This is a genomic window from Nonomuraea sp. NPDC049269 (genome assembly GCF_043197155.1).
Lineage (GTDB): Bacteria > Actinomycetota > Actinomycetes > Streptosporangiales > Streptosporangiaceae > Nonomuraea.
Genome location: NZ_JBICSO010000011.1, coordinates 242742 through 256576, shown reverse-complemented (window position 1 = coordinate 256576; position 13835 = coordinate 242742). Strand labels below are relative to the sequence as shown.

10 protein-coding genes are annotated in these 13835 nt (G+C 68.6%); 3 read left to right on the top strand and 7 right to left on the bottom strand.

Features of this window, described 5'->3' with window-relative positions:
* The first annotated feature begins 104 nt into the window (after positions 1-104).
* Entirely contained in the window at positions 105-683 is a 579-nt protein-coding gene (locus ACGFNP_RS50555; protein ID WP_393330503.1) for an ATP-binding cassette domain-containing protein, read from the top strand.
* Entirely contained in the window at positions 680-2086 is a 1407-nt protein-coding gene (locus tag ACGFNP_RS50550; protein ID WP_393330500.1) for a DUF6297 family protein, read from the top strand. Before ACGFNP_RS50555 ends, ACGFNP_RS50550 begins: the two co-directional genes overlap by 4 nt.
* An 8-nt stretch (positions 2087-2094) precedes the next feature.
* Here the strand turns inward: ACGFNP_RS50550 and ACGFNP_RS50545 are convergent, their stop codons facing one another.
* Positions 2095-3099, bottom strand: a complete 1005-nt coding sequence (locus ACGFNP_RS50545) for a methyltransferase (protein WP_393330497.1) — start codon at positions 3097-3099, stop codon at positions 2095-2097.
* A 28-nt stretch (positions 3100-3127) separates the two neighbouring features.
* Between ACGFNP_RS50545 and ACGFNP_RS50540 the strand changes: the two genes are divergently transcribed.
* Positions 3128-4768 carry an FAD-dependent monooxygenase gene (locus ACGFNP_RS50540; protein WP_393330495.1) on the top strand — a complete coding sequence of 547 codons (1641 nt, stop codon included), beginning with the start codon at positions 3128-3130 and terminating at the stop codon, positions 4766-4768.
* An 11-nt stretch (positions 4769-4779) separates the two neighbouring features.
* Here the strand turns inward: ACGFNP_RS50540 and pepN are convergent, their stop codons facing one another.
* From pepN to ACGFNP_RS50510, 6 genes are all read right to left on the bottom strand, one after another.
* Positions 4780-7332, bottom strand: a complete 2553-nt coding sequence (gene pepN, locus ACGFNP_RS50535) for an aminopeptidase N (protein ID WP_393330492.1) — start codon at positions 7330-7332, stop codon at positions 4780-4782.
* 131 nt (positions 7333-7463) lie between these two features.
* Positions 7464-9956 (bottom strand): ATP-binding protein, encoded by a 2493-nt coding sequence (locus ACGFNP_RS50530; protein ID WP_393330490.1) that lies wholly within the window; start codon positions 9954-9956, stop codon positions 7464-7466.
* Between the two features lie 44 nt (positions 9957-10000).
* Positions 10001-10693, bottom strand: coding sequence for a phenylalanine--tRNA ligase beta subunit-related protein (locus tag ACGFNP_RS50525; protein WP_358320197.1), 693 nt, complete (start codon positions 10691-10693; stop codon positions 10001-10003).
* A gap of 14 nt (positions 10694-10707) precedes the next feature.
* Positions 10708-11541 (bottom strand): carbohydrate ABC transporter permease, encoded by an 834-nt coding sequence (locus tag ACGFNP_RS50520; RefSeq protein ID WP_358320200.1) that lies wholly within the window; start codon positions 11539-11541, stop codon positions 10708-10710.
* A complete protein-coding gene (locus tag ACGFNP_RS50515; protein ID WP_358320203.1) occupies positions 11538-12458 on the bottom strand; it encodes a sugar ABC transporter permease in 921 nt (306 codons plus the stop codon). The genes ACGFNP_RS50520 and ACGFNP_RS50515 overlap by 4 nt, the downstream gene beginning before the upstream one ends.
* Positions 12458-13789, bottom strand: coding sequence for an extracellular solute-binding protein (locus ACGFNP_RS50510; protein ID WP_393330486.1), 1332 nt, complete (start codon positions 13787-13789; stop codon positions 12458-12460). Before ACGFNP_RS50510 ends, ACGFNP_RS50515 begins: the two co-directional genes overlap by 1 nt.
* Positions 13790-13835 lie beyond the last annotated feature (46 nt).

The following is a 13835-nucleotide window of genomic DNA, read 5'->3' as shown; positions in this document are numbered from 1 at the left end:
TGAGCACTGTGAAAGCCGTTCAGAAATCCGGCGAAGATCTCGGTGAGAGTGCAGGGCAGACGGAGGTTCTCAAGGTCACAGGGCTGAGCAAGTCCTACGGTGGGATGCCCATCCTGCGTGGGGTGGGCTTCTCACTGCGTCCCGGCGAGGCGCTGGCCGTCGCCGGGCCGAACGGTTCGGGGAAGTCGACGCTGCTGAAGTGCGTCGCCGGCTGCGAGGACATCGACGAAGGCCAGATCACACTGGACGGGGAAGAGCTCTTCGAGTCAGATCCCGTGGTGCGGGCGGCGATGGCCTGCCTGCTCGATGACGTCGACTACTTCCCCGACCTGTCGGTGGTCGATCATCTTCGGCTCTACGCGTGGGCGCACGGAACGGCTGACCCTGAGGCTGAGGTCGAGGCGATCCTGGCAGACCTCGACCTGGCCCGGGCAGCCGATCAGTTGCCTGTCACTCTCTCGAGCGGCCAGCGGCACCGGCTGGGCCTGGCCTCCTGCATGGTGCGACCGCGCCGCGTCCTCGTCCTGGACGAGCCCGAACAGCGGCTGGACGCCCAGGGCCGGGCCTGGCTGGCCGACCGGCTGCGTGCGGAGAAGGCCGCGGGCGTGGGCATTCTGTTCGCCTCCCATGACCGCGAGCTGATCGACGCCGTCGCGGACCGGATCATCGAAGTCGTGCAATGAGGGTCACCGAAACCATGCGGGCGACGCCGAGCGCGGCCGAACTACGCGGATGGGTCCGGGCCAGGAGGACGCGACCGCCTACGGCGTTCACGGCGTCGTTGTTGTTCGAGCGGCTCCTCTACCTCATGGTTCCCGGGACTGTCGCCGTCCGGCTGGTTGGCGCCGGGCTTGGGACGGCGGGCAAGGAGCCGCTCGCCTCGATCGAGATTGTGCGGTCGATGGCGGTCGTCGTCATGGCGTTGTGCCTCGTGTTCCTGGCGAAGGCGCTGCTGGCGTTCGGGCCACTGCATGTCGATGCGCCCGAGCGCACCTGGCTGTTCAGCACACCGGTCGACCGGGGGCGGCTCCTCCTCGGCCGCTTCGCTCTCGCGACGGCGGTCGGCGCCATTGCCAGCACCTTGCTGGGCGTCGCCTTTGCCGCGGCGGCCGGGCTTCCCGTCCCGGCCGTGCCGTGGCTCGTGTCGTGGGCCACCATCGGCTCGTCCGTGACGTGCGTGTGCGTCTGGGCACAGGCCCGGCTGCGGTCGGTCGCCCGGGTGCAGCAGTGGCTCAACGCCGTGGCATGCGCGATCTTCGGTGCCGGGGTGGTCGCGCTGATCGCGCACCCCGGTGATCCGCTGCCGGGCCCTGAGCGGCTCGATTCCGTGGTGTACCAGGCCTGTGCGCTGCTGATGGTCGTCGTCCTGCTCCTGGTCGTGGTCGTCCTCGGTCGGCGCGGCCTCGGCTCGGTCTCGCGGTCGACCCTGTCGTCCGGGGTGGAGCTGGCGAACGCCACCCGGGCGTCGATCATGTCACTCGACGCCACCCTGTTCTGGCCTGTCGTGCTTGAGCGGCGGGCGCGCAGGGTGGCCAGGGTGCGTCCGGCGCCGATCAGGGGAGGCCGGTTCGGTGCGTTGGTGCGGGCCGATCTTGCCCGGGTGCGCCGCGGCCGTACCGGTCTGTTCATCTGGGCGGCGCTGATCGCGGTCCCCTACGCGGCGCATATGAGCGGGGTGTCCGATCTTCTGTCGGCCCTGCAGGTCATCATCGCGTTCCTGGCCGTCGACCGGCTCGCCGGAGGGCTGCGGATCGTCTCACGCTCGCCCGCGATCCGCCGGACGCTCGGCGGATCGGACCGGCTGCTCACCGCCGCCCATCTGGTGGTCCCGGCGGCGGGCGCGGTGATCTGGGTGACGGTGACCGCCGTGATCTCGGGGATCCCTCCGATCGCCGCGGTGATCTCGGCCGTGGGCGCGGTCGCGGTGAGCTACCGGGTGGCGACCAGACCGCCCATGGACTACAGCGGCGGCCTGATCGACTTCGGAGTCTTCGGCCCGACCCCAGTGGGGCTGGTGCGCCAGCTGGCCCGCGGACCCGCGCTTCTGGTCGGGCTCGCGCTGCTGCAGAGCCTGGTGGCGGGATGACGCTGGTGCTACCGGACACGCAGCTCGAGGGCGACACGGGTCATCGCCTCATCGACTCTTCCGGTCTCCAGCCCCGCTTCGGCGGCGAGTGCGGTGAGATCGTCGATGGTTCTGTCGGGATCGGCCATGACCGCCTCCAGCCACAGGGCCATACCGGTGTCGACCGCCCGGACGCGTTCGCTCAGGCAGACCTCGGACAAGAGAATCCTGCCCTGCGGACCTGCGGCCTGGGCGCAGTTGCGCAGCAACCGCACGGCGTCGGCGTCATCCCAGTCGGCCAGGATGGCCGACAGCAGGTAGACGTCGGCGCCCTCGGGCAGCGGGTCGAAGAAACTGCCGCCCACCGCGGTCGCGCGATCGGCGGTCCCGGCTGCGCTGAAGCGGCGTTGTGCCACGTTCGCGAACACCGGCAGATCCAGGACGGTCACCCGCAGCGCCGGGTATTCAGAGATCAGCACCTCCGCCAGAGCGCCGGTGTGGCCGCCGACGTCCACCGCCGTGCGGGCCTCCTTCCAGCAGGGATGCCTGGTGACCACCTCGATGTCGAAGCCCGGCGGCACCGCGTGCGACCACAACTCGTCCTCGACGTTCCCCACTTCATTGACATGGGCCCATAGATCGGTCCCATACATACCGTGGTAGACCGACTCACCGGTCCTCAAAGTGTGAAGGAGATGAATTGCCGACAATTCTGTCCGGCCCATTAGCCCCTCGACGTCCAGCGATTCGAACGGCCAGAAACGGCCATTTTCGCGACGCAGCGCCGCGCCTAGTTCGGTGAGCTGATAAAGGTCGCCATCTTGGCTCAGGATATTCAGGGTCACCAGGTGCTTTAGCAGCTTTTCGAGCGGCCTCGGCATAGTGGCAGTGAGGCGCGCCAGCTCCTGAAGAGGCAGCTGACCTGTGCCTACGTGGTCGGCAATGCGCAGGGTGACCGCTGCTCGCACCGCCATAGGAGTGACCAGGTCCGCCATGGAAATAATCTTCTGGTGGAGTGCCATATCGGCGCTCATCGGGCCTCCGCGGTTAGCGCACACGTCAATGTCGTATTTTCGTGGCCTGCGGAACCATTGTGCCATTGCGCATTGTGGCAGGCAAGGTGTCGCAAGTATCGTCGGAAACATGAAATCGGTCGCTGCGCGGTTCTCCGAGCATTTTGACGTGATAATCGTAGGGGGTGGGCCAGTCGGCCTCATGGTCGCCTGCGAACTGGCCCTGGCGCGGGTGCGGGTGATGGTCGCCGAACGCAGATACGACACCGATCAGACGATCAAGGCATTCGGGCTTCACATCTCGACCGTGGAAGCCCTGCGCAGGCGTGGGTTGCTTCCGAGGGTGCTCGAGGCGCAGCGACTCCACACACGGAACGTCCTGGCGTCGTTGGCCACCCGGCGCCGCCCGCTGCCACCGCCCGATCCGGCGTTCGCGAACGCCGCCGGCCATTTCGCGGGCCTTACCATCCCGAGGGACCAGGTCGAATACGGCGATCCGCGCTTCGGCGGGCCCGATATGCCGCGCGACATGTTGCCCCTCAGCCAGCAGACGCTGGAGCGGATCCTGGCCGAACACGCCGTCGACCTCGGGGTCGATCTCCGCAGGGGGGCGGAGCCGACGGACTTCACCGAGGACGAGGACGGCGTTGACGTGAGTCTCGCCTCTGGCGAGCGTCTGCGCTGCTATTGGCTCGTGGGTGCCGACGGCGGCCGCAGCATGGTGCGCGGGAGCGCCGGTTTCGACTTCCCGGGAACCGACCCTGAGATCACCGGACGGCAGGCGCTGGCGGAGTTCGAGAACCCGGAGGTCCTGCGCGCGGGCTGGAACCGCACCGGGACAGGCTTCTATGTCTACACCCCGCTGGCCAACCGGATCCTCACGGTCGAGATGGACGGTCCGCCCGACGACCGGCACAGCCCGATCACGCCGTCGGAGCTCCAAGCCAGCTTGCGGAGAGTCTCGGGAACCGACATCACGGTGGCCTCGATCGAGACGGCGACCCGGTTCACCGACAACGCCCGTCAGGCGAGCACCTATGTGAAGGGGCGGGTCATTCTGGCGGGTGACGCCGCGCATGTGCACTCCCCGTTCGGCGGGCAGGGGCTCAACCTCGGGATCGGCGACGCGATGAACCTCGGCTGGAAGCTCGCCGCGACGGTGCGCGGCTGGGCTCCGAGCGGATTGCTCGACACCTACACGCGGGAGCGGCATCCGGTTGGTGCGTGGGTGCTGGACTGGACTCGCGCGCAGATCGCGCTGATGCGGCTGGATCCGAGGACTGAATCCCTGCGGAGGATCATGGGGGATCTGCTCGGCACCCCGGACGGAGCCACCCACATGGTGACGAAGCTGACCGGTACCTCACAGCGGTACGATCTGCCGGGCGACCACCCGCTCGTCGGCCGCAGTGCTCCCGACCTCGACCTGGCAGGCGGGGGGAGGCTCGATGACGTGATGCGGCACGGGCAGGCCGTCCTCGTAGGCCCGGCCACTCTGGCCTCGGCCGCCGAGGGGCGGCGCGGGCGTCTCATCCACGCGGAGTCTTCGGACGGGCCGGCGCTGCTGGTGCGTCCCGACGGTCATGTCGCGTGGGCCTCGGATGGCGACCATGACCTCAAAGCCCTTGAGGAAGGCGTGTCGACCTGGCTCGGTGATCCCGACCAGGTGGAGGCAGGCGCCCACGGCTGATTCCGGTGCGGTCAGGCCGTTTGGTCGAAAGCGCGGGCCTTGAGCATTCTGACCATCCGATCTCTGCCCTCGGCTACCAGTCTGTGCAGGGACGGCGGGTGGGGATGCTCGGCGAGCCAGGTGTCGGCCGCCGCGACCGTCTCGGTGGAGGCCGCCCAGGAGGGGAAGAGAAGCATCGCCAGCTGGCGCCCACCGCCGCTCTCCCATCTTGTCCACGCGTCTGCGATCTCGGCGAAGTACCGGGGGGCGAACGGCTCGAGCAGCCTTCGCTGGGCCGGGTGGGAGAAGCCGGAGGCGAGGGACTCGGCGGCCGCGGTGGGCAGGTCGCCTCGGAAGGCGTTCTGCCAGGCCTCCTCCTTGGCCTGCGGCGAGGGCATCAGAGCCCGGGTCCGCTCGGCATGGAGTCTTCCGAGCGAGGTTGCGTCGCGCTCCAGTTCCGCGCCGATCTCTCGATCTCCTGCCTGGTCATGCGCGACAAGGGCTTGCGTGAGCCGCCAGCGCAGCTCGCCGTCGAGCGCGAGATCGGGCAGCGGCGATGAACCGCCCAGCCAGCCTCGCACCGTGGCGAGTTGGTCCTCGTCGAGCACGGCTACGGCTATCGCGCCTACAAGGACGAGTTGGCGGTCCGAGCCTGGTTCTGCCGCCGTGGCCTGGTCCATCAGCCACGTGATGTGCTCACGCCAACCGGGCCTCGCCCGCGCCGGGTCGCCATACGCGTCGAGCGCGGTGTGCGCACGCTGCAGCAGGAGGCCGACGGTTCCCGGGTCGGCTTCGGCGGGCAGCCCATGCCGGACGAGTTTGACGAAGTCACGTGCCCTGAACTCGGCGTCCCGGGTCATCTCCCAGGCTGTGGACCAGCACATCGTGCGGGCGAGCGGATCGGTGATGTCACCGATCCGCTCGACGAGAGTGGCGAGCGAGCCGGGGTCGAGGCGCGTCTGGCAGTAGGCGACCTCGTCATCGTTGAGCAGCACCAGACCTCCACCTGGTGCTCCCACCATTTCGGGCACCTCGGTGCGCGGGCCTGCGACGTCCGTTTCGACCCGGTGGGTACAGACCAGGCCACCGGTGCCGTCATCCGCATAGATCCCGATCGCCACTGGCAGACAGCGAGGTTCGCCGCCGCCGGGCCGGGCTTCGCTCTGCGTTACGGCGAAGCGGATGAAGCGGCCTTCAACGTCGAGGGCGAACTCGGCCCGCAGCGTCGTGAGCCCGATGCTCTCCAACCATTGTTCGCTCCACCACGACAGATCCCGGCCACAGGCCTTACCCAGAGCACGGAGAAGGTCGGACAACGAGGCGTTACCCCATGCGTGTTCGGTGAGGTAGGAGCGCAGCCCCGCGAAGAACGACTCCCTGCCCACGTAGGCGGCGAGCTGCCGTAACAAACTCGCGCCTTTGGCGTAGCTGATGGCGTCGAAGTTGAGCTCGACGGCCCGCACGTCCGGGACATCGGCAACCACGGGATGGGTGGACGGCATCTGATCCTGCCGGTAGGCCCACGCCTTCTCCATGGAGGCGAAAGACGTCCAGGCGTGCCGGTACTCGGTGGCCTCGGCCTGGGCGAGCACACCCGCGAAAGTCGCGAACGACTCGTTCAGCCACAGGTCGTCCCACCAACGCATGGTCACCAGATCGCCGAACCACATGTGCGCCATCTCGTGGAGCAGCGCACCGCAGCGGCGCTCGTAGCTGTCCTCGGCGACCCGGCTGCGGAACACCAGCTCGTCGAGCAGCGTGACGCATCCGGCGTTCTCCATTCCACCGGCGCTGAACTCGGGGACGAAGCACTGGTCGTACTTGCCGAACGGGTACGGGAGGCCGATCGTGCGATGGAAGAAGGCGAAACCCTGTTTGGTCTCGGTAAACAGGCGCTCGGCGTCCATGTGAGGAGCCAGCGAGGCACGGCAGTAGAGCCCTAGCGGAATCGTGGCGGACTCGTCGTGATGGGTGTCGTGCCACTCCGCCCATGGGCCGGCCATCAATGCCACGAGATAGGTGGAGATCCGTGGGGTAGCGGCGAAAACATGCCTGGTCATGCCTTGCGGCGTCGGCTGCGAGAACTCGACCGGAGTATTGCCGACCACTTTCCAGCCCGCTGGCGCTATGACTGTGAGCTCGTGTTCGGCCTTGAGATCGGGCTGATCGAAACAAGCGAACATCCGCTGGGCGTATGCGGGCTCAAAATGCGTATAGAGGTAGACGGCCTGATCGACCGGGTCTACGAACCGGTTCAGTCCCTCGCCCGCAACCGAATAGCCGCAGCGCGCCCGAACCACCAGCTCGTTGTCCTCGGCCAGATCAGGCAGCACAATACCTTCTTCAGGCCGGTATCCCGACACGTCCAGAGGCTTACCGTTGAGGACGGCCTCCACGACCTCCTCGGCCACCAGATCGATCCAGCTCGCCGCCCCCGCCTCCCGGCACCGAAACCTGATGGCCGCGACCGACCCAAATCCCTCTGCATCCCCCTCATCAAGCTCGAGTTGGACCCTGTAGGACTTGATCTCCAAGAGCTCGGCCCGCCGCCGGGCACCTTCACGTGTGAGATTGGGCAGACCCATCCGACCTCCCGGTCCGACCTCCCAGGCTGAACCAGCGAAACCACGCCGACTAGATCTTGTCTCCGCTCCTCCGGAAGATCAACCCCTACCAGCAGAAGGTAATGTGAGGGTGGGCCAACCGATCACCAGCGTCATCCGCTGTGCTCGGCGACCTCTTCCGCCCGCCGGCGGCAGAGGTCGGCCGCGGGCAGGTTGCCCGAGGCATCGTGAGCCTGAGCCAGCTCCTGGAGCACCTCTGCGGTCAGCATCGTCAGGTAGAGCCGCTCGCTCAGCGCCAGAGCCTGCTCGTGCAGACGTACCGCGCGCTCGGGGTCTCTGCGCTGCGTCCACACCGCGCCGAGTCCGGTCAGGCAGCGCACCTCACTGATCCGGTCGCCGATCTGCCGGCTGGCCTGCAGCGCCTGGTCGAAGTGGGTCATGGCCTGGGCGAGCTCGCTCGCGAGCAGATAGGTCGTGGCCAGCTCCACCTGGGTGGCCACCCGGCTCTGCTCGGCCCCGGTGCGCTCGGCGAGTTCCAGCAGCTCCAACTGGACGGTCCACGCCTGGGCGTGACGGCCGGTCCTGGAGTGGACCCTGGCCTGCCCCCATCGCGCGAGGATCTCCGCGAAGTAGTCGCCATGCGTCCTGGCGAGCGTGTAAGCGCGCACGCAGTGCTTCTCCGCCTCGGCGAGGCTTCCCCGACGGAAGTAGGCGTCAGCGAGAAAGACCTCGGCGACCGCCTCTCCGTGGCGGAAACCGATCCGCTGGTAGAGGGAGACCGCGTGGAGCCGGTGCTCCAACGCCAGTTCCCTCTGGCCCTGGATCCCGTACGCGGAGGCCAGGCCGGTCGTCATGACGGCGACGCCGAGTGCGTCGTGGCCTGTCCTGGCGGCAGCCAGCGCCCGTTGGTGGAGGTCGATCCAGTCCTCGTCCCCGCCTTGCAGGTAGAAGAAGCAGGCCAGGTTGTCGCAGATGCGCCAGGCGTGCTCCGCCCTGCCTGTCGCCGCCGCCAGCCGTACCGCCGCCACCAGGTTGACGCGCTCGGCCGCCAGCCACTCCCACGCGGCGTCGGCAGCCCTGAACGACAGCGACGATGCGGGCAGGTCGAACTGGGCGGGCGGGAGAAAAGGGGGACGGAACGACTCCACCGCCTCGACCGCGGACTGAATCGAGTGCGCGTACCAATCCAGCAGACGGGTGAGCGCGCCCGCCTGGCCAGACGTGCTCTCCAGGGCGGAGACCTGCTCGGCGGCGTACATGCGGAGCAGATCGTGGAGCCGGTAACGGCCCCGGCTCGTCTCCTCGATCAGATGGCCACTGTGCAGAACCTCCAGAATCCTGCGGGTCTCGATGAGCGGCGTATCGGCCAGTGCGGTGGCGGCGTGGACGTCGAAGTCGGCGCCGGGCAGCAGCCCGAGCAGGCGGAAGAGCCGAGCCGCCGCGGCCGGCAGGGCCTTGAGGGACCAGTTCAGGACCGCGCGCAGGCCGGCGCCGGTGTCGCCGCCGGCGTCCAGCAGGTCCAGCCGCGTGTCTTCCCTCCGGAGCTGCGCGATCAGGTCCAGCAGCGTGGTGCTCGGGCTGAAGGACAGGCGTTCGGCCGCGACGCGCAGGGTGAGCGGCAGGCCGGCGCACAGGTGGTTCAACTCGGCGCAGGACGCTTCGCCGACGGTGCCGTCCTCGGCCTGGATCAGCCCGCGTAGCAGATCGGTAGCGGCGCCGTCGGACAGCGGCCCGAGCAGGAGGCGACGGGCCCCCTCGCGGGCGATCAGGCCCGCCATGCTGTCGCGGCTGGTGACCACGACCAGGTGCCCGCCGCTCCGGGGAAGCAGCGGCCGGACGGCGCCGGGCACCTTGGCATTGTCGAACACGAGCACCAGCGCACGCTCAGCGAGCATGCGCTGGTAGAGGCTCGCACGGTGGTCGGGATCGGCGGGCAGCTTCTCGGCGCCGAGCGAGCGCAGGATGTGCTCCATCGCCGCACCTGCCGACATCGGCGCCGCCGGATCGTAGCCGCGCAGATCCACATAAAGCTGGCCACCTGGGAACCGGCCGGCCATCGTCCGGGACCAGACCACCGCCAGCGCGGTCTTGCCTACGCCAGCGGTTCCGGAGACGACCACCAGCGCCGGGTGATCAGCGGCGCCGGCGTAGAGGCGGTCGAGTTCGGCCAACTCCCCGTCACGGCCGGTGAACCCCGCCACCGGCGTCGGTAACTGCTGCGGGGCGTCGTGCTGCGCCGGGGCCGGTCGCCCGGCGCCGGAAACCGGGTCCCCACCCATATTCGCGCCCAGGTCACGCGTGGCGCGATCGGCGGCCGCCAGCCGGCGCCACACGCGGCCCCATTCCTCGACCTCCGCCGCGATCGCGGATGCCGCCTTCCCGCGTACGGCGAGGCATGCCTGGACGAAGGTCTCGACGAAGGCCAGGCGTGGAAGGCGGGGCAGCCGCTTGCCGTTCAGGATCTCCGATGTGGTGGCCGGGGCAAGCGCGCTGACCATGGTGCCGCGGGTGGTGCTGATCGACCGTAGCCGTTCCAGCGATGGTTGTCCGGCCCACGTTCGCAGTTCGTTCAGCTTGCGAATGAACTCCTGCGCCGTGGTCGCCGTGGACGGGTCGATCCGCAGGTCAGGCGTGGGTTCAGTCATCAGACTCCCTACTGACAACTCGTCAATGGTGGGCGCGCCCGACGTCACACCCCGAACTCGAACCTCGGCGACGACGGGCTGAGCAGCGCGGACTCCGGTTTCGCGGCCCACAGGGCGCTCAGCTCGTCCGCGATCGTGGTCGTGAGCTCGCGGACGTCCGCCGCCGCCGTGTCGTGCAGCGCCTCGGCGACGACCAGCACGGTGGTGGTCTTGTCCCGTACGGCAGAGCGGCCGCTCTGCCGGTTCGTCCAGCGCCGGGCATGGGCTTGACCGGCGGCGTCGGCGAAGATCACCTCGCCGGGCTCGGGGTGCTCGGTCTCACCCGAGAACGTCAGGTAGCGCTCGTCGCCGGCCGCGTGCCGTACCTCCAGGCTCTCGGAGACCTCCGCGACGTCGAACACGGCCACCGGAATCGCGTACGCGAGCGAGACCGCGTTGCAGAGGTCGATCAGAGGATGGATCGAAGGCAGCGACCCTTCCTTCCTGAAGCGCCGCAGCAGCGACTCCGAGGCGCAGCGGTATTGGGTCGGCTTGAGCCCCATCTTCGAGAAGGTCCGCCGCCACGCCTGGATCTCCGGCAGCTCAGACTCCGAGCCGGTCGCGAGCCGGGCCTCGGCGACGGCGTTGTAGCGGCCGACCCCCGGCTCGGCGTCCGGCGTGATGCCCGTGGCGAAGACCACGCCGACCGCGAGCTCCGGGTGGTCGGCCCACATCCGGTCCGAATGCTGGAAGCGCATAAGGACTGATGATGTCACTGACCGGCGAGGCCGGTATGGGCGACTCCCCGGATGATCTGGCGCTGGAAGAGGACGAAGACGACCAGCAGCGGCAGCCCGGCGAGCACGACACTGGCCATGATCTGGGCGTACCGGAGACCGAACGTGCCCTGCACCACGTTGGCCAGGCCGACCGGGAGTGTCATCGTGTTGGGGTCCGTGGAGACCAGGAACGGCCAGAGGAAGTTGTTCCACGTCGTGATGAAGGTGAAGATCGACACGGCCGCGAGCACCGGGCGCGACAGCGGCAGGACGATCGTGAAGAACACGCGCCAGCGCCCGGCCCCGTCCACGAAGGCCGCCTGCTCCAGCTCCAGCGGCACGTCCTGGAAGAACTTGTAGAGGATGTACACGATCAGCGGCGCCGCGACCTGCGGCAGGATGATCGCCCACCAGGTGTCGACCAGCCCGAACGACACCATCTCGGCGAACAGCGGTGCGATGAGCACCTGCGGCGGCACCATGATCCCGGCCAGGATGACCGCCAGCAGCACCCGCTGGCCGCGGAACTGCGTGCGCGCGAAGCCGTACGCGGCCATCGCCGAGAACAGCACGGTCATGAAGGTGACGACGACCGCGGTGACCGTCGAGTTGATCGCCCACTTGACGATGCCGCCGGTCGCCAGCACCAGCCGGTAGGCGTCCAGGGTGAGCTCGCTGCCGAACCACTGGAGCGGGAGCTTGGTGGTCTCGGACTCGGGCTTCAGCGAGGTGGCGACGGCCCAGGCGATGGGGGCGATCCAGACGATGGCGAGCGCCGCCGCGATCACCAGCAGGATGATCTGGGAGGGGCTGAACCGCTTGGTCATGACAGGGCCTCCTCGCGCTTGCGGAGCAGCCGGAGCTGCCCCAGCGACACGATGACGATCAGGACGAAGAGGATGTAGGTGATGGCCGACGCATAGCCGATGCGGTAGCCGGAGAAGCCGACCTCGTAGGCGTACTCGATGATCGGCCGGGTGGCCTCCTCGGGGCCGCCGTTCGTCATCAGGTAGATCTGGTCGAAGACCTTCAGCGACGCCAGGAGCTGCAGCACCACGATGAGCCCGGTCGTCCGGCCGAGCAGCGGCAGCGTGATCGAGCGCAGCTTGGTCCAGGCCGTCGCGCCGTCGATCGCGGCGGCGTCGTACAGATGCTGGGGGATCGACTGCAGGGCGGCGAGGTAGAGCAGGAAGTTGAAGCCGACCGTCCACCAGACGGTGGTCAGCACCATCGACCACATCGCCACGTCCGGGTCGCCCAGCCACAGGACATGGGTGCCCAGCGTGCCGTTGAGCAGGCCGTAGTCGGGCGGGTAGATCATCTGCAGCCAGAGCACCGCGATGACGGCCGACGGCAGCAGGAACGGCCCGAAGAACGACAGCCGCCACAGCCACTGCAGGAAGCGCAGGTTGTGCACCAGCAGGGCGAATCCCAGGCCGAGCAGCACCAGCGGGATGGTGCTCAGCACGGTGAACACCAACGTGTTCCACAGCGAGTGCCACATCCTGGGGTCGCTGAACGCCTCGGCGTAGTTGGCGAACCCGACGAGCTCGTTGTTGCCGCCCGCGATGTTGACGCTCGACAGGCTCATGCGGAAGCCGAGCACGGTCGGCCACACCAGGAAGACGACGTAGATCAGCAGGAAGGGCGCGACGAACAGCAGCCCGTGCTGGGTCCAGCGGCGCCGTACGTGAATCTGGGAGACGGGAGCGGTGGCGACGGGGGCGGCGACGGTGGCGGCCATCATCCCTCCTTGGTGGGGAAGGGGTTGGGGGCTGACATGAGCCGGCGCAGCGCCTGCTTGGCCGTCTCCAGGCCCTGTTCGGGCGTCTTCGACCCGCTGATGACCGGCGAGAACGCGCCGCCGAACTCGATCCACAACCGCGACGCGGACCCGGCGAACCACACCTTCGGATCCAGGGCGACCTCGGTGATCACCGAGCGGTACTCCGACTGCGGCTGCAGCGCGAGGTAGGAGGGCTCCTCCAGCGCGGGCAGGTAGGCGGGCACGTGCCCGGCCACCGCCCAGTCGGCACTGTGCTTGACCAGGTAGGCGATGAACCGGTAGGTGGCCGCCTCGGTCTCCGGATCCCGGCTGCGCTGGTGCGGCAGCACGAACGAGTGGCAGTCGGCCTGGGCCGCGCCGCTGCCGAAGACGCTGGGGAAGCGGGCCATGCTGAACGGCGTCTTGCGCTCCTTCAGTCCGGTGGTCTCCCAGTCGCCGTTCCACAGGAAGGCCGCCTCGCCGTTGGTGAAGGCGGCCACGGACGCGCCGTAGTCGGTGCGCGAGCTGCACAGCCCTTCCTTGCCGAGCAGTTGCATGAACCGCAGCGCGTCGAGCGCCTTGGCGTCGTCGAGGGTGATCCGGGCGCCGTCGTCCGACACCAGCGTGCCGCCGCTCTGCGCGTACAGGGACTCCCACACCCGCCACGGGCCCACGGTGCCGAGGCCGAGCGCGTCGAAGACCAGCGGCGGCTTGCCACCGAGCGTGTCCTTGGCCGTGCGCAGCATGGTCAGCAGCTCGTCGGTCCCGGTGGTCGGCTTCAGCTTGCCGTCGGCGCCGAGCAGGCCGGCCTTTCGGGAGATGTCGGTGTTGTAGTACTGGACCATGGGGTGCGCGTCGAACGGCACGGCGTACAGCTCGCCGTCGATGTGGGCGCGTTCCCAGATGGGCGGGCTGAAGTCGGCGGCCCGCAGGCCGTTCTTGGCGAGCAGGTCGACGTTGATCGGGTCGAGTATCCGGCCGGCGCCGATCCCGGACAGGCGGGCCAGGTGGAAGGTGGCCAGGTCGGGCGAGCGCCCGCCCGCTCCGGCCATCGCGATCTTCGTGTAGTACGGCTCGCCCCACGCGAGCACGTTCTCCTCGACGAAGACGTCGGGATTGGCCTTGGCGAACGCGCCGACCATCCGGTTCATGATGATGCCGTCACTGGCGCCGAGGAAGTGCCAGTAACGGACCCGGCGCTGGGCCGAGCCCAGGCCGATGGGGATCGCGCAGCCGGCCGCGCCGGCACCGAGAAGAGCGAGGGCGCCGCCGAGGAGATGTCGGCGGGAGACGGATGAGGGACCTTCCATGAGCAGCCTCTTTTCGGGTTACCCGAGTGTTTGCGGTAACACCGGA

What these genes read in the sequence shown, in the direction of transcription:
- ACGFNP_RS50555 (WP_393330503.1), top strand. Translation starts at nt 105, where the DNA reads ATGCCCATCCTGCGTGGGGTGGGCTTCTCACTGCGTCCCGGCGAGGCG.
- ACGFNP_RS50550 (WP_393330500.1), top strand. Translation starts at nt 680, where the DNA reads ATGAGGGTCACCGAAACCATGCGGGCGACGCCGAGCGCGGCCGAACTA.
- ACGFNP_RS50545 (WP_393330497.1), bottom strand. Translation starts at nt 3,099, where the DNA reads ATGAGCGCCGATATGGCACTCCACCAGAAGATTATTTCCATGGCGGAC.
- ACGFNP_RS50540 (WP_393330495.1), top strand. Translation starts at nt 3,128, where the DNA reads ATGTCGTATTTTCGTGGCCTGCGGAACCATTGTGCCATTGCGCATTGT.
- pepN (WP_393330492.1), bottom strand. Translation starts at nt 7,332, where the DNA reads ATGGGTCTGCCCAATCTCACACGTGAAGGTGCCCGGCGGCGGGCCGAG.
- ACGFNP_RS50530 (WP_393330490.1), bottom strand. Translation starts at nt 9,956, where the DNA reads ATGACTGAACCCACGCCTGACCTGCGGATCGACCCGTCCACGGCGACC.
- ACGFNP_RS50525 (WP_358320197.1), bottom strand. Translation starts at nt 10,693, where the DNA reads ATGCGCTTCCAGCATTCGGACCGGATGTGGGCCGACCACCCGGAGCTC.
- ACGFNP_RS50520 (WP_358320200.1), bottom strand. Translation starts at nt 11,541, where the DNA reads ATGACCAAGCGGTTCAGCCCCTCCCAGATCATCCTGCTGGTGATCGCG.
- ACGFNP_RS50515 (WP_358320203.1), bottom strand. Translation starts at nt 12,458, where the DNA reads ATGGCCGCCACCGTCGCCGCCCCCGTCGCCACCGCTCCCGTCTCCCAG.
- ACGFNP_RS50510 (WP_393330486.1), bottom strand. Translation starts at nt 13,789, where the DNA reads ATGGAAGGTCCCTCATCCGTCTCCCGCCGACATCTCCTCGGCGGCGCC.